The sequence below is a fragment of the Streptomyces cinereospinus genome (assembly GCF_042430725.1).
In the GTDB taxonomy this organism is placed as follows: Bacteria; Actinomycetota; Actinomycetes; order Streptomycetales; family Streptomycetaceae; genus Streptomyces; species Streptomyces cinereospinus.
The window spans coordinates 20,017-39,095 of sequence record NZ_JBHMCY010000012.1; the positions used below are offsets into that span (position 1 = coordinate 20,017).

The window sequence follows — 19,079 nt, forward strand, 5'->3', positions numbered from 1 at the left end:
CTGTGTCCTGCTGCTGAAGTTGATCGGCTTGTGGCAGTGGGGGCAGAGGTGTTCCAGGAACATCTTGTGCTGCGGGCAGGCGAAGACGACGGGCAGGCGCCAGAGGATCCTCCAGGGCCCGCCGTGGGCGTTCTGGATGTCGGAGCCGTCACCGGCGAGGCAGCGGGGGCAGTAACGGGCGGTTGTGGGGAACAACCAGCCGTCCGCGTGCGTGGAGTAAACCTTCCCGGCCCGGGCATTGGCGACGCTGCGGGCTGCCGGCGGATAGCGGGAAGCGAGAGGTTCCAGTGTCATCGCGCGGACCTCGCGGGGGTCCAAGCGGGTGGTGGCAGCGAAGTCCTTGGTCTCGGCGGGGGTCAGCCGCGTCGAGAGTGACGCGCGGGCCCGCCTGAGCCGGTCCTGTTCGGTCAGGCCGGTCTGCCGGGCGAGCTCGTGGGGCGAGATGTGCAGGCGGTGGGCCAGACGCAGGACGAAGCCGGCCAGGGACTCGCCTTCCAGCGGGTCGAGGCTGAGTCCGAAGGGCCGCAGCCCGGCGCCCACGGTCGTGTTAGCCACCGGCGGCCGGCCTGTTTCCGCGGTCGTCGAGGACCGTGTTGCGGCCGCGCCGGCGGCGGTTCTTGGGTTTCGTGGGCGGGGCGGTGGCCTGTGGGATGTCGGGGACTTCGCCGGCGCCTGGGTCGAGGTCGTTCAGGTTGCCGAGGTGGATCGTGGTCTGCGCGAGCAGTTCGGGGGTGAGGCGTTCCTCGCCGGTGAGGATCGCGTCGGTGCAGCCGTCCTCGATCAGCCGCCGCAGGAGGCCGACGACGCCGCGGGTGCGGCCGAAGAGGTACTCGGGCATCTCGCCGGTGGTCAGCATGCCTTCGAAGGACCGCAGGAGCCGCAGCTGGTCCTCGATGCCCGCCAGGTGGTCGAGGAAGGCGGTGATGCCGGCCGGGTTGGAGTAGTCGAACGGGTCGAGATCGACCATGTCGAACCGGCGGCCCGTCTGCGTGGCGGCCGCGGTGCTGTGCCGCCCGCCCCGCACGTTGTCGGGGAAGATCCACTGTCCGGTGCGCTGGTCGACGTAGGCGCCGCGCAGGAGTCCGGAGCCGGGGATGTCCACGCCGATCAGGATCAGGGTGACGTTGAGGTCCATCAGCTCCCGGATCAGGTCGAGGGTGTCCTGGTCGTCCTCGCGGTGGAGCCGGAGCCGGGTGATGTCGTCGATCAGCAGGGCGATGGTGTGATGGTCCCGGATCGCGTCCCGCACTGCTCTGACCAGGTCGTCCAGGGTTCCGGGGTGCGGGTTGCCGTAGACGTTCAAGATCGCCTTGCAGAGGCCCTTGGGTGTCGCGCGGACCGGCAGGCGGCAGTAGGCGACGGGCACGAACACGTCCCGGGTGCCGGGGGTGGGACCGGGCAGCAGCTGGTGGTGGACCTCGCGCCAGACGTCCTCGAAGGACGCGGCCGCGTCGCAGGCGGTCTCGGTCTTGCCCTGGAACCCGCCGCCGTTGATCATCAGGCCGTCGCGGGTGCCGGGCATGAACTTCACCGCGTTGTTCTGCAGCCGCCCGCGCATCAGGTTCGCGACCCGCGCGCTCATCGGCGTCTCCTGCAGCCGCATGTTGACGTGCGTCGCGGTGCGGTGCAAGTCGTGCAGGGCCCGCCGCCGCGGGCTCAGGCTCTGGTAGTCCGCCGGCGTGAGCCGCGGCGCGGGCACGAAGGTGCCGCGGATCTTGCGCCATTGCTGCCAGCCCTCCCAGCGTGTGCGGTCCGGCGGCGGGCCGGCCCGCAGGAACGGGACGACCGCGTGCTCATCCGGCGTCGTCTGGTCCACCACGGTCCTCCTCCAAGTCGTCCTCGGGCAGGACGAACACGCTGCGGGCTCGGAAGCTGTGGCCCAGCTCGGGCGGTGGGACGGAAGCGGGCCGGACGGCCTCCCGCCGCCGGCGCCGTTCCCCGGCGACCGCTTCCTGCGTCTGGCGGGCCCGGCCCGGCCAGCTCAGCACCCTCGCCGTTTCCTCCCCAGCAGGAGCGGGGGCGGGTGGTGGGGCCGCGGCCGCCGTGCTCGGCGGCCGGTCGGCCTGCGCGGCCTGGCCTGGTGCGTCTCGCGGGCGTGCTCGGTGCGCTGGGACTTCTTCATCTGGGTCGGCCACTTGCTGACGGGGATGTTCGAGCCGATCAGCTCAAGCAGCACCGGCAGCAGTTCGGCGTCCGACTGCGGCTTCAGCCCGGCCGCCGCGGCCTTGGCGAGCAAAGCGCTGGCCCGCGCGTCCCCGAAGGCCGGCATCTGCCCGGCCTGGGGCATGCCCGTCCAGGGCAGCGGGTGCCAGTCATGGCTGATCGGGTCCTGGAAGAACACCTGGCGCCGATCCCGCGGGTCGCGGCGGATGAGCCACTTGCCCTTGTGCTTGCCGCCCCGCGTCGACAGCTCGCCGCGGTAGTCCCGCAGGACGTCCGGGTCGTCGTACCAAAGTCCGCGGATCTTCACCCCGCGGCGCTTGTCGATGCGGACGTAGTGGGCGGGCAACAGCTCGTAGAACAGCTCCGGGGAGGGGATGTCCATCGCGAAGCCGGTCTGCGCGAACGACGCCGCGAACAGCGAGTTCGGGCTGTGCGAGCCGTCCGGATCCCAGGCCGGGGCGTACTCGCCCAACTTGCGCTTCTGCCAGACGCCGACGATCCAGGTCGCGATCAGGTGCTCGAGCTGGTCGGCCGTCAGCACCGCGTCCGCGGCCGGGTCGGCCCCGCGGTCAGCGACGTCGACGCCGGTGTAGCCGACCAGGTGCTCGAACAAGAGCTGCCGGATCACGCCGAACGCCCGCTCGACGGCCGCCTTGTCGGTCGGCCGCAGCACCCGCGCGGGCAGGACCTGGCAGCCCAGCACCCGCTCGACCTCGACCAGGTGGTGGTTGCGATAGACCGATCCGTGGTCGGTCGTCACCGTCTCCGGAGTGAAGAACGGCAGGCCGGCCACCGCGTGCCCGGCGAACTCGGCCACCACCGCGGCCGGCAGGCCGGGGTGGGGCCATTCCAGATCCTCGCCCCAGTCCGCCCGCATCGGCAGCGGCATCGTCACGTCCCGCAGCACCATCGCGACATCCACCGAGGTGTCGGAGACCACCGTCAGCCGGAACGCGACCAGCGAGTGCGTGCAGACGTCCAGGGCCAAGGTGAGGTGCATCTTCACCGGATCGCCGAAGACGTGCTCGCGGACCATCACCGGCAGCACCGTGGTGTCCAGCGCGACGACCTGGCCCGGCCGGTGCACCAGGACGTGCCCCTGCGACTCCGGCAGATCGGCCGATCTCGCATAGCGCTGCCGGGCGCCGCCGGGGCCGAACCACTCCTGCCAGAGCCGGCGCAGGGTGTCGTAGCTGGGCACCTTCGTCTCGGGCCCGAACTCCTCGCGGACGTACTGGCGGATCATGCGGTCCTTGGTCCGCATCGACACCTTCGCCATCCGCTGCGTCTCCTCGCGGACCGCCAGGACCGCCTCCCTCACCTCCTCGGAAACCGTCCGAGTTCCGCCGCTGCGACGCAGCCACCGGTCGTCCGCGCAGCCGACCAGCCCGAACCGGCGGCGGGCGTTCTCCCACCGGATCAGCGTGCGGTAGCCGACCGAGCCCAGCCCCAGCAGCCGCGCGTGCTGCGGATCCAGGGCCGCGAGCTCCGCCACCTTCGCGTGCCGGCGCTCGGTGAGCGTCGTCGTCGCAGGGTCGTACTCGGCTCTCGGCTCACCCGGGCCCGGGTGGAACGGGTCACCGGAGCGGAACCCGGTCGCCACTTCCAGCAGGTGGGCCATCCGCAGCTCGGTCAGCTCCAACCGGCCCGCATTCAGGTCCTCGGACGCCTTGCGCTGGCGGCCCCGGTCGGCCCCCGCCGCCGACGCCCGTGACGATGGCCGGCACTGCGGATGGTTGGCCGGGAACCTGAAGGTCATCCGCTCGCGGGTGCCGTCGTCCTTCACCAACTGCACCCGGCCCAGGTGCGGTTCGCGCCGCTCGACCGTCCACTCCGTCCCGTCCAGCACCAGCCCGGCGCCGGGGGAAAGGTCCAGCACCGCCGCCGCGGTCACCGGCCCGCCTCCCCGGCGGGCATCACGAGCGAGCGGTCCTGCAGCGGGCCGGCCAAGTCGACACCCAGCTGCCGGGACCACAGCAGATGCAGCAACTGGGCCCGGGCCACCGGCTCACAGCCCGTCGCCGCCGCGAGCTCACCGAACCTCCGCCCACCCCCGGCCTCGGCGAGCAGCACCGACCGCAGCCCCAGCGGATCGGACCTCAACCGGCGCCGCGACGCCATCGCGTCCAGGCCCGCGAACGCGTGCTCGCGCCAGCGGGCGGCCACCGCGTAGCGCCAGCCGCAGGCGACGGCGACCTCGGCGGCCGCGGCGGCCGCGGCGAACGACTCCCGGTCCGACTCCTTGATCAAAGACTCGGGGCGTACGTCGATCAGCCAGACGCCGCGGCGGGTCACCGCGAGGTAGTCAGGGGTGTGGGCCCGGCGCTTCCCGCAGGTCGCGAAGGAGATCTTCAGCGGCTGCGAGACGACATCGACCACGTCGCCGGCGAAGTCCAGGGCCAGCAGCACCCGGCTCTCCCCCAGGCTCTCCGCGCCGTGGTGCCGGCCGGTGCTGGCCATGAACTGCAGGCCAGGACGGTGCCGCTGGTCCCGGCGCCAGGTGAAGTGCCGCATCGGGTCGCTCGTGAGCACCGGCTCCTGTACGAGATCGTGCACCGAGCAGGACGCATCGTCTCCGCCGGCCCGCCACAAGACCGCCCACCGTCCCGTCCAGCCGTCGCCCAGATCCAGACCGGACCTGCCCGCGTCGACGTCCGTCGGCACGAAAAGGTCCTCCCAGCTGCACTGATGCGACCAGACGGACCCAGTGTCAGCGGCGTCGACTACTCTTCCCGACCCGGCGTGTGCAGCGGCCATGAGTCCATGGAAGCGCCGGGGAGAACCTCAGGCTCCCGATCTTCGTTTCTGGTGACAGAAAGACTGCTGAATGAGCGCCTGTGACAAGTCGGATGCCTCGTTGGTGACAACTGGGTTGCTTCGACCGCCCCGGTTGACCAGCTCAGCCGGTCCTGTTGGTGACAACTCCTGAGCTTCGGCTCATATTGTGACCGAGCGCTTCAGTTGGCCGGTGGGTGCGACACCTGGCCAGTTATGCAACATCATGTGCGCGGTCATGAATGGCGGGATGTCGAGGGCTTGCGGTGACGCCGTCAGCGATCAGCGGGCCAGTCCGGGGTGACGAGGCGGCGTACGGCATCAGTGATTGTTGCGCGCTGACGTGCGGGTGGGACCAGGGCGTTGACGTCCTCGGTGTGATGCTGCCACATGTTCGCGAGCGCCAGAACGAGCGCCAGGATCTCCGCGGCCGGCTTGTCCCGCCGGACGCTGCCGCGCTGCTGGGCGGCCTCGATGGAGGCGATCTTGTCCTGCATCGAGCGGGCCACGATGTCGGGCGCCGGCCGTTCCGTGCTTTCCAGTGCGTACCAGGTGAGGAAGCGCATGACCTGGGGGTGCTGCTGCCCGGCGTCGTGCAGGCGGCCGGCGTATTCGGCCAGGTCGTCGGCGTCGATGGGGACCGCGTTCACGGTCTGCTCGGCGATCGCTTCGTAGACGGCCTCGAACAGGCCCTCCTTGCCGGCGGCGAAGGAGTACACCAGGCCAGGGCTGATGCCGGCCCGTTGTGCGAGCCGGTCCACGCGGGCTCCTGCCACGCCGAACTCGGCGAACTCGGCGAGAGCGGCTTCCATCAGTTGCCGGCGCTTGCGGTCGGGGTCACGTGTTGCCATGCGCTCAGCCTTCCTAATGAACGTTCATTTGACAACTCGGATCGACGTCCGCATGCTGAACGTAGTAAATGAACGTTCATTTAGGAGGGTGACGTGGACGACTCGCACTGGACCCCGGCCGACATCCCGGATCTCAAGGGCCGGACCGCACTGATCACCGGCGCCACCAGCGGCATCGGCTACCGCACCGCCCAGGTGCTGGCGGAGCACGGTGCCCGCATCCTGCTGGCGGGCCGGCGCCCTGACTCCCTGGCAGATGCCGCCCGCCGCCTGCGCGCGGACGTGCCCGGTGCCCGCCTGGAGACAGTACAACTCGACCTCGGCGACCTTGCCGCGATCCGCGAGGCGGCCGCCCCGCTCGCCGCGGGCGAGATTCTCGACCTCCTCATCAACAACGCCGGCGTGATGGACGTCCCGGAGCGCCGGCTCACCCGCGATGGACTGGAACTCACGGTGGGCACCAACCACCTCGGCCATTTCGCGCTGACAGCGCACCTGATGCCGGCCCTTGAGCGCTCCGCGGCTGCCCGCGTCGTCACGGTCAGCGCCGTCGCCGCCGCCTGGCGCTCCGGTGATCTCGCAGATCTGATGAGCGAACACGGCTACCGCCCGATGGGCGCGTACGCGAAGTCCAAGCGCGCCAACGTCGTCTTCACCCAGGAACTCGCCCGCCGGTTCGCCCGCAGTGCGCACCGCGCTGTGGTCGTCCATCCGGGCTCGGCCGTCACCAACCTGCAGCGCCACACCTCCACCCGCCGAATGGGGCGCCTGCTCGTGGCCCTCGCCTCTCGCACACTGATGGGCTCTGCCGACGGCGCGGCCTGGCCGTCCCTGTATGCCGCGACCCACCCCGAGGTCGTCAGCGGGGCCTACCTCGGCCCGGCCGGACGCGACCAGACCTCCGGCACGCCCAAGCCGGTCCGGCTGCCCGCCGGGGCTGACGACCCCGACCTGGGAGCCTGGCTGTGGCGTGAGAGCGAACGGCTGGCCGGCGTCACCTTTCCGGTTCTGCAGACCTGACCTTGCCGTGAGTCGAGCGCAGATACGGCGACTTCAAGGGCCCCCTCGCCGTCACCCCAGCCGGTGGGTGTCTTCCAGGACCCGGTAGGTCTCGCGCTGCGCGAGGGGGGCGTCCTCGTCGCGGGCCGGGATGTAGTCCACCACGGTGGCCGTCTCAGAGTCCGCCGGGCACTCGGGGGCGACCAGAAGATGCACGGCCTGGATCCGGGCAGCCAGAAGGTGCGGCCCACCGGCCGGATGATCCTCTACCACCTGTCCGACCTGCGACTACGGGTCACCAGCGCCACCGACCCACCCGTCGTCGCCATCACCCGCAGCATCCAGCTCGACCTGCTCGACCTGCTCGACCTTCTCGGCCTGGAACCCACACCACCCCGCTGGCCGCAGACCCTGAACGAACTGCCCCCGGAGCAGGGATCTGACTCCGCCCTCGGCCGCCGGTGAAGGACGGCACGGCTGCAACGATGCCCTGGTGAACCACTTCTCGTATCTCAGCCCCGGCCCTGGTCATGACCGGCAGCATCTCCCGGAACCCAGGCAAGCCGAGCCCGGCCAGTGGCCGATGCTGGAGGCCGCACTCGCTGTGGTCAATCGCGACCTGACGGCGACCCTGCCGGGCCAGGACCCGCTGATACTGATGGTCGCCCCGTCCTGGCAGCCTCTGCCCCCGAGCGGGATCGACAGGGATCAGGTCTACGTGGCGATGCCGGACGGCCGCTGGCACGGCAACCCGGTCAATGCGTGCGACCCGGAGGAGGGCGACCCGCCGGAGCCGGACGATCCGACGACGGTCCTGGCCGTCGTCGCGGATGCGGCGCAGGAGACCATCACCGAGCTGCTCTCGCAGGCCTGGCCGATCTGCCGGGAACACAAGATCGGAATGCATCCCCGTCCCGCAGGGACCGCCGACGACTGGTACCAGGGCGAAACGGACGCGGCCGGCCCACCGGTGTGGTGGTGCCGGGGCAGCCGGGCCGGCGACTGCCACGACGTCTCCCTGGTGGGCGAGCTGGCCGCCACCCTGCCGGGAAAGCAGCGCCGCGCACTGCGGCGCAGCGAGCGAAAACGAGACGGTCGCCAATAACGCCGGGCCAGACAACTGCGCGTTGCCGCCGGAATTCAAATCGACTGCCATCCGCGAAGTACGGAACTATCCTGCCAGTCCTCGCGCAGCTGCGCGAGCGGCCGGGTCTGCTGCTTGGGCGGGCGGGTCATCTTCGCCGCGATCGCGTTCAGCTTGGCATGAAATTTTGCAGATTGCGGATTTTCTTGAGGTCCCCCTCCTGTGCCGCCGCTTTGAAAGATCCTGTGTCTCAGACGCCGTACGTTTTCCTCGGTTCCGGCCCAGCCGATACTGTGCCAGTCGAAGTGCCCCCCTGGTGTCCGTTCGCTATGGACGGTCGAACAGGCTTGGTTAACTCCACCTGTGATCTCCTCCTTCGCGTCCGACTTGTCCGCCAGGTTCTGGCTCATTACTCGGGATATTGCAAGGGCTCACCTGGTTTACGTGGGCACCCTTTCAGGCCTGATCACCAGGACCCGTATCCGGCGATTTCAGCAAGAGGTGTGAAGATCGCCTCCGGGTTTCCTCTGGTCTTTCGAGCTACCGGCATTCGCTTTTTGGGCCATCCTGTCCCCGCTGGAGAATTGGGCCTTCCTTGCGGTTGGCTTACCGGGCCGTGCCCCGGACTCCATCAGGGTTTCCACGTTCCACACACGTAAGTTGTCGAACTGCCCGAGGACATCAGCACGAGCTTCTCCACGTTGGCGGCGCGGGCAGCAGCGATCACACCGTTCGTACCGTCGTGGTGAGCGTGGAGGAAGACCTGGCGCACACCGGCGAACGCGGTGTGCAGGCTGGCCGGGTCGCCCAGATCCGCGAGGAGGAGAGCCCAGCAGTACCGAGGCCGGTTCACTGGGCGCCGCACGGCAGACGCCGACCAGTTGTACGAGCGAAGCTGATCGCGCCGGCAGGGCGACTGGCGCGCAGGGCCCGGCCCGCGGCCTGAACCCGGTCGGGGCGGGAGCCCGGCCACGCAGCACGGGGACGGACGGTGACCCACATGCCGGCACGACCGAGGCACCACCCGTTGTCGACGGCCCGTCGGCCCCCGCCGATGGTGCGGCCGGCTCAGAGCGCCCGCTCCGCGCGGGGCGCCCGGGCGGGTGCCGGGATCCGTTCGAGGACCCCGCCCGCGAAGATGTCGTACAGGGGCAGCGTCTCCAGGTGGACGTAGCCGATGTGGCAGTCGCACGCGGCCAGCGGGCAGGGGCGAGGACGCAGGGCGTCCAGGTAGGAACCGTCGTAGAGGTTGCCCAGTGGGGTGCGCACGAAGTGGCAGCGGCGGACCGTGCCGTCACCGTCGACCGAGACCACCGAGACGCCGGTCCGGCAGGGCAGCCCCGCGCTGGCATGCGGATGGCGGCTGTACGGGAAGAGCGGGTCCAGGGCCGTCCACCGGTCGGCCTCGGCGTCCGTGTAGGTGTGTCCCTCGGCGGCGTTGATCCAGAGGTAGACGTGGGCGGGCAGGTCGGCGCGGAGGCGGCGGGCCACGTCGAGGTGGCCGGGGAGGCCGACCACACCGACGCTGAACCGGATGCCGCGCATGGTCAGATCGCGGCACTTGGTGAGGAAGCGGTCGTAGGGGGTCTGCCCGGGGTGGTAGGTGCACCACAGGGCGAGGGTGTCCCGGTCGGCTCCGGCCAGCCAGTCGGTGCGGCAGCTGAGATTGGTCTGGATCGCCACCCGGCGGATGTGCGGCAGCCGGGAGAGGTCCACGAGGGTGCGTCGGTACCAGGAGCGCACCAGGCCCTCGCCCCAGGGGGTGAACAGCAGGGAAAGGTGGTCCTCGGTGCGGGCGGCGGCCCACTGGGCGAAACGCTCCAGGGCGGCGCGGTCGGCTCGCAGTTGTGCCGTGCTGTCGCGCCGCTTGGCGAAGGGACAGTACGGGCAGTCGTAGTCGCAGGAGGCGAGAGGGCCGCGGTAGAGCAGGGTCAGGTCCACGGTGTCCGGTCACTTCCTGTCGTACGCGGCCATGGCGGCGCGGACGGCCGGGGAGAACAGGTCGGGGCCGATGGCGTCGGAGTGGGCCAGTCCCTCCGGCGTCAGGCGGAGGGTTCCGGAGACCGTTGCCGGGGCGCCCGGCGCGGCGGTGTCGGTGAGCCAGCCCAGAGCGGCGAAGCGGTCCAGTTCGCGGCCGAAGTCGTCGGCGGGGCTGGTGCCGAAGCGGGCACGGTAGTCCGCCGTGTCGAGCCCGTCGGCCTGGAGCAGCGACTGGAGCAGGTGACGTCGGCGCGCTTCGTCGGCGTCCATGGCACGACCGTACTCGGCGTGGGCGAAGGCGGCCGCCGGGCGGGTCACGTAGTCGTCGATGATCGAACGGATCCGGTTCATGCCGACGGCGTAGTCGAAGGAGTAGTGGAGCGTAGTGGTGTAGGAGCGGGCGCCGCAGCCGAGGCCGATCATGCCGTCGGTCTGGCAGGCGTAGTCGCCGGCACCCTCCGGCGGGGCGTCGGCGCGGCGGAACATGCGCATGGACCGCTGCACGTAGCCATGGGCGAGGAGATGGTCGCGGCCCACCCGGTACAGGGCCAGTCGCTGCTCGTCCCAGGCGGTGTCGGGGTGGCCGCCGAGCCGGTCGAGGCCGGTGAGGGGGCGGACGTAGAGGGGGTAGAGGTACAGCTCTTCGGGGCGCCAGGCCAGGGCTGCGTCCAGGGAGCGCAGCCAGGTGACGGGCGTCTGGCCGTCGATGCCGTAGATGAGGTCGATGTTGAGGACCGGTATGCCGGCTTCACGGACACGGCCGAGGGCGGTGTCGACGTCGGCGCGGCGTTGCGGGCGCACCGCGGCGCGGGCCTCGGAGTCGATGAAACTCTGCACGCCCAGGCTGAGCCGGGTGACGCCGCGCCGGGCGAGCACCGCGAGCCGGTCGGCGGTGGCGGTGGCCGGTGATGCCTCCACGGAGAGCGGCACCGCCCGCAGGTCGGCGCCCATGCGGTGTTCGGCGATGTCGCAGAGGCGGTCCAGTTCGGCGGCCGTGAGGAAGGTGGGAGTGCCGCCCCCGAAGGCGGCCGTGGCGAAGCGGACCTCCCCGGTGCCGGCGAGCGCCTCGCGTACCGCGCCCGCCTGGCGGTCCAGCGCGTCGAGGTAGGCACCGGTAAGACCGTCCGGGGCGCCGACCCGGGTGAAGAGGTTGCAGAAGCCGCAGCGGATCTCGCAGAACGGGATGTGCAGATAGAGGGAGAGGGCGTCCTTCGGTTCGTCCGCCCACAGGCCGGCGAGGTGGGGGCGGTCCTCCAAGGCGCGGTAGGCCGTCTTGTGCGGGTAGGCGTAGACGTAATGCCGGTAGGGGCCGGTCGCCGGCGCGGGAAGGGCGGGGGTGGTCACCGGGCGGCCTCTCTCGGGTCGGTGTCGTCCGGGTCGAGGACGAAGTGGGCGTAGGGCACGGTCCACACGGAGGGGTGTCCGAGGCGGTGGCCGGTGTAGCCGTCCTCGCCGTAGGCGGTGCCGTGGTCGGAGCAGACGACGGCGAAACAGGGACGCCGGCTGCTCGCCGCGGCGAACAGACGACCGATGTGCCGGTCGACGTACTCCAGTGCCGCGGCGTGGGTGGCGCGGGTGTCGCCGTCCTCCCGGGTGGCGCCGGGCAGGTGGAACCAGTTGGGCTGGTGCAGGGCGGAGACGTTGACGAACAGGAACACCCGCTGGTCGGCCGGGAGCCGCGCGATCACGCGTTCGGCGCAGGCGACCTGGTTCTCGAAGGAGGCGGGAGAGGTGACGCCGAACTCAGGGGCCCAGTGGGACTCCTGGAACAGAGCGGGGAGGACCGTGCCGAGGGGGCCGCGTTTGTTGAAGAAACCGACGCCACCGACGCAGACCGTGCGGTAGCCCGCGCGGGCCAGGCCGGTGACGAGGTCCGGGGTGTCGTAGACGAACGTGCCTTCGGCGGTGCTCTCGCTGCCGGCGAAGGCGGCCGCGAACAGGCGTGGGTGCGGGCCGGGTGAGGCGGGCGTGGGCAGGAAGCCCGCGAAGATGGCCTGGTGGGAGGCGTAGGTGAAGCTGCCCGGGGCGAGCCGCTCCTCCCAGCGGCCGCCGGGCAGGCGCCGGGCCAGGTTGGGGGTGCGGCCCGTGGCGGCGAGCTCCGCCGCCACGTCGTGGCGCAGGGTGTCGAGGGTCACCAGGAGCAGGTCGTGGCTTCCGACGATCATGTTCATGTCCGGCTGTGCGGCGGTCGGAGGCGTCGGGTCCGGCGGGGGCATGGTGCTCCTGTTACTTGGTGTGCGAGTGAGGCGTCGTGGTGCAGTGGTGCGCGATGGTGCGAGTGATGCTGCTGTCGAGGTGCTGCGGTGGTGCGGGGGGTTCGGTAGGGGGCGAGAGGTGCTGCGGGGGTGCGGGGGGTTCGGTAGGGGGCGGCGCGAGCTGGTGGGGGCGCGGTCGGCTCAGGAGGCGGCGTCTCGGGTGGTGTCCGGACCACGGGCGTACCGTCGCAGGGCGGCGGCGACCTGCGCGGCGTAGGTGTCCATGCCCTCGGCGCCGCTGCCGGGCAGGCCCGTCAGCCGGGGCAGCAGATCGCCGAAGGCGTTGACCTCGCCGACCGCCGCCCGCCGCCAGTCGACGGCCGGCAGCAGGTCGACGCCGACGCACAGGGTGCGGGGGAAGCAGGCGGCGGCCCGCTCGCACACATCGAGCAGGTCCGTCCACCGGGCGCCGGCCTCCGCCACGGCACGCCGCACCTCGTCCAGATCGCCGCGTGCGCCCCCGAGGTGGAGATTGGTCAGCGGCCCGCGGCTGGTACGCACCACTGCGTGGGTGGCCCGGCCCGCCACCACGAGCACGCGCAGGTCGGCGGCGCGGCCGTGGTGGGACGCTTTCGGCAGCCAGCGCTCCAGGTGCAGCCCGTCGGGGGCGAGCGTGTCGACGACGGCGGCGATCTGCCGTTCGTCGTGGTAGCGCCGTACCTTCAGCGAGTTGAACAGGCGTCCGTCCGGGGCCAGCTCCACGGATGTGGTGGCCCGGATCCGGCCCGCTCCGCCCAATTCCACGGCGAGCACTCCGGAAGCCGACGAGCCGTGCGCGGGTTTGACGAACAGCCGGGGCATCCGGTGACACCGCATCAGCTCCCGCACATCGTCCCAGCCGCCCACCACGGCGGCCGACGGGCCCGAGGTGGGAGATGCGGGGACCGGGACGCCCGCCGCGTGCAGTACGCCATGGCAGAGCCGCTTGTCGAAGAGCACACCGAGGTCTGCCGGGTCGGCGAGCCGGATGCCGCCGCGCAGGCCTCCCAGCGCCGCCGTGAACCGTGCGTACCAGCGGGCCGACCCTTCCACCCGGGTGGGATCGGCGGCGCCGCGCAGCATCCGGTCGACGCCGGCGTTCTCACCGGGGGAGTCGACGCGCACCAGTTCCCTCGCGTCGAAGTCGGCGCCACCCGCGCGGAGGACCCGCGTCCAGGACACCACGCGGGGTGCGGGCAGGCCCGCCGCGCGCACGGCCTCCGCGAAGAGCGCGACACGGCGGTTCTCGGGGTTGCCCACGACCGCGAACCGCGCGGGGAGGCCCGGGAGGGTGCGGCCGGTGCGCACGGTGTGCCCGTTCATTCCCCGACGGCGACGTACCGCCATACCGTGCCGCCGTCGTCCTGGTCCTCGTCGGCGTCGTCGCGGTCGAGGTCCAGAGAGACGCCGGCGCTTTCCAGGGTGCTCCGCAGACGCTCCAGGACGGGCTCGCTGATGTAGTGGTGGTGCAGGTCGAGTTGCTTGAGGTGGGTGAGCGGCTGTCCGGTGAGCAGTGCGGACGCCCCCTCGTCGGTGAGTACGCCCATGGACAGGTCCAGTACCTCCAGGCGGGCCACCACGGGAGCGGAGGCGAGAGCCGCGGCGACGGCGTCCTGCATCTCACTGTTGCGCAGGGCCAGGTGGCGCAGGCTCGGGAGCCGGGCACCGGAGACGATGCCCTCCAGGTCGGTGACCTCGCTGTCGCCGCCGTAGTCCGGGGTGCCCAGCCACAGGTCGAGGTGCTCCAGCGCGGGCAGATCGCTGGCGGCGACGCCGCGCACCACTTCGGCGGGCAGCCCGCCGGTCTCCATGACGAGCTTGCGCAGCCCGGTGTGGCGCAGCGCGGGAAACCGCAGGCCCTGTCCGCCGCGGACGCCCAGTTCCTCCAGAGCGGGGTAATGCTCGAGCAGGGGTGTGACGTCGGTCTGGGTGATCCAGGAGATCTCGCTCTCCTCCATGACCATGTCGCCGACGAAGACGGCCCGCAGCGCGGGGAACCGGTCGCGCGCGGCCACCAGTGCCTCGATGATGGCGTCCGGACCGGTCTCGTAGGTGTCCTGCCACGCTCCCACGATCAGGGCCCGGACCCGGGTGGTGTCCACAGCTTCGCAGAAACGGGCGAAGGCCTGCGTCCACTCCTCGTCGGCGTCGTACACGTCGCTGGTTATGCGCCAGGCGTGTTCGTCCGCCTCGGGCAGGTCGTCCGTGGAGGAGTCGGGTCCGGGAAACGTGTACGCGGGCAGCCGGTACAGCGAGTTGAGGTGGTCACCGATGGTCATGCGGCTGCTCCTGGGGCAGGGGAAGGCCTTGCGTGGTGACCGCAGTTCTACCAACAGGGACTGACAGCGGTGCACGGAGGGGGCTGTTGTGCGGTGGGTGCGCGGCACAGCCCGGAGGTTGTCAGTGGCGGCCTCTACTGTCTGCCTCGACGGACCGGTGCGTCGGCACCGGCGGGAGGGAGACTGCCGTGTACCGGCAGGCAGACGTGTTGATCGTGCCGGTTGCCCACATGGCGGTTCCGGCGCGAGTCGCGAACGCGCCCCGGGAGCCGCGGGACGGCTGCGGGCGGCCCGTGCTCGCGCTGGGGGAGGTCACCGGGCACGCCCGCGCGGTGTTCGGTCTGCCGGTAGTGCGTCGCCGAGGCCGGACCGTAACGGCCGTCTTCCGTCAACTCCACCCACTCGTCCTTGAGTTCCCCGGCCGGCTTCGCGCAGGGAAAGCGTGCCGGATCGGACGTCGCCGTCCGAGGGCGGCCCTGACCGTCGACCGTCGACACCTCGCGATGTTGCCGCCCTGACCGATGAAGAGCGCCGGCGGGTCCAGGCCGTCACCGGTCTCCGGCACCGCCGGGACGTCGCACGTCTGGCTTCATGTTCTTGATCGTCCGCGTGGTCGTCAGGCCGTCGAGCACCCCACGGACCCTCGCGCCGTCGGCCTCAGGCCGCTGGGCCACGAACAGCGCTTGGTGCCGCCGTCGAAGCGAACGCTGGGCCTTCGCCACGATCTCCGGACGTTCGGGCAACAGGTAGGGACCGCTCTTCCGGATCCCGGGGCGCTGATTCTGCGATCGACTTCTGCCATGTGCGACTGCGCCCCGCGTGGTCAGCCACGCCCGAGCTATGGCGGCTTTGCTCTACAACCCGTTGGTCCCGTGCTTCGCGTGGCTCGGCAGGGTCTACAGTCCGGTCACAGGCTGTGTACGGCCGACGCCGGATGTGAAGCCGCTGCCTGAACGGGCCCATCCTGATCGAGCCGGGTGGGGGCGGCCCGGCTCCAGCGGTACGCCCCCACCCGGCCCACGTGCATCAGACGGTGGCAGCCAGCCAGCCGATGGTTTCGGTGGTGTGTGTGCCGTCGCTCTTGACGGCTCCCGCGAGGACTTCGTTCAGCCGGATCAGGAAGCCTGTCTCGGTGACGTCGTGGATGCGGATGCCCGGCGTCTCGGGCCCGTTGAAGGTCTGGGTCAGCGGGAACACCACGACCTGCGATCCCTGCGGGAACGGTGTGGGAAAGGTGACCCTGGTGAAGGTCGAGGTGTCCCCGCCGGTCGTCTCCACCGCGTTGGTCGAGTTCAGGTTGATTTTGCCGGTCTGGATCAGGCTCATCGCCCATCCTTCCTGTCCAAAGACTCCCTGCTGGCCGTCAGCGACAGCCAGTGAAGACTCTGATCACCCCGATGGCCTTCCATGCGACGTGACTCCGATCGGGTGATCGCATCTCGGCCAACAGGAAAATCCGGCATGAAAAACCTGGGCCTCTCACGCCACGTCTGTCAGGGACGCAGCCCGAACGGCCCCGGGAAGCCGCACCTTTCCACCCGCCCGCGCTCGGCCCCGCGGGCGCTCGCAAGTTGACGCAAACGGAGCAGGAGTCACCGATCGAGGTGGCTCCCACCGGCGCCGGTGGTGGCGGAGCGACTGTTCTGCCGCGTCTACGGCCGCGCGAGGACAGCGTCGCGGTTCATTGCGGGCTGGCCATACTCCTTCGTGGCCGTGCTGGAGCCGGGAGCCACCTCCTGGACCGCGATCTTGGACGCGGTCCGGCTGGGCCCGGCGGACGACGCCACCGCGATCACCGCCGCCCAGCTGCGACGTGTCGTCGAGCGGCTCATCACCGCGGCCAGCGGCAGGCCGGGGACCCGCCTATCGTGATCGTCGGTGACGGCGGCTACGACGTCACCCGCCTGGCCCGGGTCCTGCGCGACCTGCCGGCCGAGATGGTCGGCCGGGTCCGCTCCGACCGCGAGGTGCGACTGCCGAAGCCACCGAGGATGCGCGCGCGGCGTCCCGTTCACGCCCCAGCACGGCGAATCGGGCGGAGCGGAGGCTGGACCGGCTGCCGCGCGACCGTCTGGCCGACGCAATCCGCGACCGGGCCCTGCCGCCCATGTGGTTCGTCACCGTCCTCGGACCCGTGCCGACGGCCGCGAAGACGCGGCAATGGATGGACCTCGCCATCCAGGTCCTGGCCTACCGCGTCACCTACGGCATCACGGACCAGGTCGTCGCCCTCGGCCCGGAACCCGAACTCTTCGGCGCGGTGGCGACGGTGCAGGGAACCGATCACCTTGCCGGTGGCCACCTCCACTGCTGCAAACACTGTGGTGGTGCCGGCACGCACGTAGCCGTGGGTGATCCGTTGCGGGACGCCGGGCATCATCGGCAGCACTGGCTGCGAGCGGTCCAGCGCTTGGATCGGCGACTTCTCGTCGGCGCAGAACACCACAGCGCGCTCGGGCGGATCGAGATACAGGCCGACCACGTCGTGGACCTTGTCGATGAAGCACGGGCCGGTGGCCAGCTTCAACGTCTCCGAGCGGTGCGGTTGCAGGCCGAAGGCCCGCCAGATCCGTGACACGGTCGACTGCGACAGGCCCATCTCCTGGGCCAACACCCGCGTCGACCAGCGCGTGGCGTTCTTCGGCGTGCTCTCCAGCGTCCGCTTCACCACGGCGGCGACCTGTTCGTCGGTGACCGTTCCGGGCCCCCGGACCGGCATGTCGCCCAGCCCGGCGATCCGGTGCTCGACGAACCGCGCCCTCCACCGGCCCACCGCATGCGGCGTCGAGCCCAACCGTGCCGCGACATCGTTGTTGGACGCACCGCCGCGCGGGCCAGGATGATCCGGCACCGCAGGGCCCACGCCCGCGGCGTGGAGCGACGCCGCATCCACCCCTCCAGCGCAGCCCGCTCCTCGTCCGACAGGATCAACTCGGCCTTCGCCGCCCAGTACGCGCCACCGAGCAACCCTGCGCGCCTGGACAGAATTCCTGACCAAGAAGGCCAGGGCTTACTCGGATCTATCAGCGCTTGTTTCTCGTCAACTCCATCGGAAGGCCGACGTTCTCGTCTCTCAAATGTCGATTTCGCAGGGTGCTGATTTGTGTTTCCTTTATGTGCGTACCTGGGTGGACGTCACGCCGCAACAGGTAATTATCACGCCGTTCAGGGCCTTCACTCTCTTCCCCTGCCTGCGCCGGGTCCGTCACCGCGCGGAAGGCCGATGAACGCGATCACCTCGCCGCGGCAGAGCACCACGATGGCGTTGCAGCTGCACGTGCAGTACTCGACCTCGCCGCTCGACGTCGAGTGGACGGACAGCAGCCTCCAAGCCGGTGTGTTCACGGTGGCTGTACAGCCCCAGTCCAGCAGCGGACATTCCTCACGAGCCGGCCGGAGCGCCGGATCATCCACCACCCCCGTAGCCGAACGGCAGGGAGGCGCAGGCTTCTCAGCGGAGACCGGGTTGGACGGGAGAGTGTTCGACATCGGCGTCTTCTCCCTTCGGTGCCGTGTCGTCGGACACCGGGACAGTGGGTTCGGGCAGGGTCTGGAACAGCAGCCAGGCGAGGATGGGCATCAGAATCAGCGGGGCCAGGGCGGTCTGCAGTGAAGTTCTGTCGGCGAGAGTGCCGATGGCCGGGCTGGTCAGGCCGCCGATGCTCACAGTGAGACCGAGCGTGATACCACTGGCGGTGCCGATCCGCGAGGGCAGGTAGTCCTGGCCCAGCGTGACCTGGAGCGAGAACGGGATGTACAGACCGGCTGAGGTGAGGATGACGAACAGGTAGAGGGCCGGTCCGGGCACGAAGACCAGACCGGCGGTCGATCCGGCCGTCAGCACATACGACCAGCGAGAGACCCGTACCCGGTCCCAGCGGTTCGCCAGCGCACCACCCAGCACGCTGCCCACCGCGCCGCCCAAGTACAGCAGGAACAGAGCCGCCGTGCCCGCGGCATAGCCGCCGTTCATGCGCTCGGTGGCGTACAGCGAGACGAACGTGCTCAGGCCGATGAATGCGATGGAGCGACACACCACGGCAAGCGAGAGGCGTACGAACGACGCTCTGTCGTCCTTGCCCGTCACGGGCGCCTTGGCCGCGTCGGACAGCCGGGTCTCCAACGCGCGCAGCACGGGCAGGCACAGCGCAGCGCCGACCACGGCCGGCAGCACAAGCAGCGGCGTCCAGCGCAGCCCTTGGACAGCGACCACGACAGCGACCATCACAGGGGCCAGCGCGAAGCCGAGACTGCCGCCCAGCGAGAACCATCCCATCGCGCTGTGGCTGCCGCTGCTGGCGAGTCTGGCCACCCGCGCGGACTCCGGATGGTACGCGGCCACACCGATCCCGGACACCGCAACGACCACCAGCGTCACCGCGTAGGAGTCACTCACCCCGCCCAGTGCGATGCCCGCTCCTCCGACCAGGGTGCTGACCGGCAACAGCCAGGGCATCGCACGGCGATCGGTCAGCATACCGAAGAACGGCTGGGCCACCGATGACAGCACGGAAGCCGCGAGCACGATGCCCGAGACGGCGGCGTAGCTGTACGCGCGCTCGGCGACGAAGAAGGGCACGAGGGAGGCGACGGCGCCCTGATAGACATCGACGCAGCCGTGCCCGACGGACAAGAGTGTGATCGAGTAATTTCTCCGCACCTTGTCATCGTGGACGGTGTTCGCCGTGTCGCGCTTGCGATAATCTGCCAGGTC

Annotated in this window: 16 protein-coding genes and 3 pseudogenes; 4 read left to right on the forward strand and 15 right to left on the reverse strand. The window is 70.6% G+C overall.

Annotated elements, in window-relative coordinates; translation table 11 throughout:
- Positions 1–114 precede the first annotated feature (114 nt).
- The 5 genes and pseudogenes from ACFF45_RS08550 to ACFF45_RS08570 form a co-directional block, all read right to left on the reverse strand.
- Positions 115–555, reverse strand: a pseudogene (locus ACFF45_RS08550) (TniQ family protein); the annotation flags it as partial.
- Positions 548–1,816 (reverse strand): AAA family ATPase, encoded by a 1,269-nt coding sequence (locus ACFF45_RS08555; RefSeq protein WP_381344117.1) that lies wholly within the window; start codon positions 1,814–1,816, stop codon positions 548–550. The pseudogene ACFF45_RS08550 and the gene ACFF45_RS08555, both read right to left, overlap by 8 nt.
- Positions 1,794–4,057: pseudogene (locus ACFF45_RS08560) on the reverse strand (transposase). Before ACFF45_RS08560 ends, ACFF45_RS08555 begins: the two are co-directional and overlap by 23 nt.
- Positions 4,054–4,827: a TnsA-like heteromeric transposase endonuclease subunit gene (locus tag ACFF45_RS08565; RefSeq protein WP_381344119.1), complete on the reverse strand. Its 774-nt coding sequence runs from the start codon at positions 4,825–4,827 to the stop codon at positions 4,054–4,056. Before ACFF45_RS08565 ends, ACFF45_RS08560 begins: the two are co-directional and overlap by 4 nt.
- A gap of 386 nt (positions 4,828–5,213) precedes the next feature.
- Positions 5,214–5,789: a TetR/AcrR family transcriptional regulator gene (locus ACFF45_RS08570; RefSeq protein ID WP_381344122.1), complete on the reverse strand. Its 576-nt coding sequence runs from the start codon at positions 5,787–5,789 to the stop codon at positions 5,214–5,216.
- 93 nt (positions 5,790–5,882) lie between these two features.
- Between ACFF45_RS08570 and ACFF45_RS08575 the strand changes: the two genes are divergently transcribed.
- Positions 5,883–6,809 (forward strand): oxidoreductase, encoded by a 927-nt coding sequence (locus ACFF45_RS08575; RefSeq protein WP_381344124.1) that lies wholly within the window; start codon positions 5,883–5,885, stop codon positions 6,807–6,809.
- Positions 6,810–6,860: 51 nt separating this feature from the next.
- Here ACFF45_RS08575 and ACFF45_RS08580 read toward each other — a convergent pair whose 3' ends face one another.
- Complete coding sequence (locus ACFF45_RS08580) at positions 6,861–7,004, reverse strand: hypothetical protein (RefSeq protein ID WP_381344127.1); 144 nt, start codon at positions 7,002–7,004, stop codon at positions 6,861–6,863.
- Here ACFF45_RS08580 and ACFF45_RS08585 point away from each other — a divergent pair.
- Together ACFF45_RS08585 and ACFF45_RS08590 are read left to right on the forward strand one after the other, a co-directional pair.
- Positions 6,999–7,253: a hypothetical protein gene (locus ACFF45_RS08585; protein ID WP_381344129.1), complete on the forward strand. Its 255-nt coding sequence runs from the start codon at positions 6,999–7,001 to the stop codon at positions 7,251–7,253. The two genes, ACFF45_RS08580 and ACFF45_RS08585, sit on opposite strands and share 6 nt — an antisense overlap.
- 28 nt (positions 7,254–7,281) lie before the next feature.
- Positions 7,282–7,893 carry a hypothetical protein gene (locus tag ACFF45_RS08590; RefSeq protein ID WP_381344132.1) on the forward strand — a complete coding sequence of 204 codons (612 nt, stop codon included), beginning with the start codon at positions 7,282–7,284 and terminating at the stop codon, positions 7,891–7,893.
- A gap of 35 nt (positions 7,894–7,928) precedes the next feature.
- Here ACFF45_RS08590 and ACFF45_RS08595 read toward each other — a convergent pair whose 3' ends face one another.
- The 7 genes from ACFF45_RS08595 to ACFF45_RS08625 all read right to left on the reverse strand — a co-directional run bounded on the left by ACFF45_RS08595 (position 7,929) and on the right by ACFF45_RS08625 (position 15,691).
- Entirely contained in the window at positions 7,929–8,282 is a 354-nt protein-coding gene (locus ACFF45_RS08595) for a hypothetical protein (protein ID WP_381344134.1), read from the reverse strand.
- Positions 8,283–8,940: 658 nt separating this feature from the next.
- The gene (locus ACFF45_RS08600; RefSeq protein WP_381344137.1) at positions 8,941–9,813 is read right to left on the reverse strand and encodes an STM4011 family radical SAM protein; all 873 of its coding nucleotides are present in this window, start codon (positions 9,811–9,813) and stop codon (positions 8,941–8,943) included.
- Positions 9,814–9,822: 9 nt separating this feature from the next.
- Entirely contained in the window at positions 9,823–11,196 is a 1,374-nt protein-coding gene (locus ACFF45_RS08605; RefSeq protein WP_381344140.1) for an STM4012 family radical SAM protein, read from the reverse strand.
- Positions 11,193–12,023: an STM4013/SEN3800 family hydrolase gene (locus ACFF45_RS08610; protein ID WP_381344339.1), complete on the reverse strand. Its 831-nt coding sequence runs from the start codon at positions 12,021–12,023 to the stop codon at positions 11,193–11,195. Before ACFF45_RS08610 ends, ACFF45_RS08605 begins: the two co-directional genes overlap by 4 nt.
- Before the next feature lie 225 nt (positions 12,024–12,248).
- Positions 12,249–13,409 (reverse strand): STM4014 family protein, encoded by a 1,161-nt coding sequence (locus tag ACFF45_RS08615; protein ID WP_381344143.1) that lies wholly within the window; start codon positions 13,407–13,409, stop codon positions 12,249–12,251.
- Entirely contained in the window at positions 13,406–14,365 is a 960-nt protein-coding gene (locus ACFF45_RS08620; RefSeq protein WP_381344145.1) for an STM4015 family protein, read from the reverse strand. Before ACFF45_RS08620 ends, ACFF45_RS08615 begins: the two co-directional genes overlap by 4 nt.
- A gap of 1,026 nt (positions 14,366–15,391) precedes the next feature.
- On the reverse strand, positions 15,392–15,691 hold the full coding sequence (locus tag ACFF45_RS08625; protein WP_381344148.1) for a hypothetical protein: 300 nt from the start codon (positions 15,689–15,691) through the stop codon (positions 15,392–15,394).
- 273 nt (positions 15,692–15,964) lie between these two features.
- Here ACFF45_RS08625 and ACFF45_RS08630 point away from each other — a divergent pair.
- Positions 15,965–16,350 (forward strand): annotated as a pseudogene (locus ACFF45_RS08630) (transposase); the annotation flags it as partial.
- A gap of 26 nt (positions 16,351–16,376) precedes the next feature.
- Here the strand turns inward: ACFF45_RS08630 and ACFF45_RS08635 are convergent.
- Positions 16,377–17,258, reverse strand: a complete 882-nt coding sequence (locus ACFF45_RS08635) for an IS630 family transposase (protein WP_446697129.1) — start codon at positions 17,256–17,258, stop codon at positions 16,377–16,379.
- A 558-nt stretch (positions 17,259–17,816) separates the two neighbouring features.
- Complete coding sequence (locus ACFF45_RS08640) at positions 17,817–19,025, reverse strand: MFS transporter (RefSeq protein WP_381344342.1); 1,209 nt, start codon at positions 19,023–19,025, stop codon at positions 17,817–17,819.
- Positions 19,026–19,079 lie beyond the last annotated feature (54 nt).

Bases quoted from the DNA above. Each gene is read 5' to 3' on its own strand.
- ACFF45_RS08615 (WP_381344143.1), bottom strand. From the start codon at position 13,409: ATGAACGGGCACACCGTGCGCACCGGCCGCACCCTCCCGGGCCTCCCC.
- ACFF45_RS08620 (WP_381344145.1), bottom strand. From the start codon at position 14,365: ATGACCATCGGTGACCACCTCAACTCGCTGTACCGGCTGCCCGCGTAC.
- ACFF45_RS08625 (WP_381344148.1), bottom strand. From the start codon at position 15,691: ATGAGCCTGATCCAGACCGGCAAAATCAACCTGAACTCGACCAACGCG.
- ACFF45_RS08570 (WP_381344122.1), bottom strand. From the start codon at position 5,789: ATGGCAACACGTGACCCCGACCGCAAGCGCCGGCAACTGATGGAAGCC.
- ACFF45_RS08585 (WP_381344129.1), top strand. From the start codon at position 6,999: ATGCACGGCCTGGATCCGGGCAGCCAGAAGGTGCGGCCCACCGGCCGG.
- ACFF45_RS08610 (WP_381344339.1), bottom strand. From the start codon at position 12,023: ATGAACATGATCGTCGGAAGCCACGACCTGCTCCTGGTGACCCTCGAC.
- ACFF45_RS08595 (WP_381344134.1), bottom strand. From the start codon at position 8,282: ATGAGCCAGAACCTGGCGGACAAGTCGGACGCGAAGGAGGAGATCACA.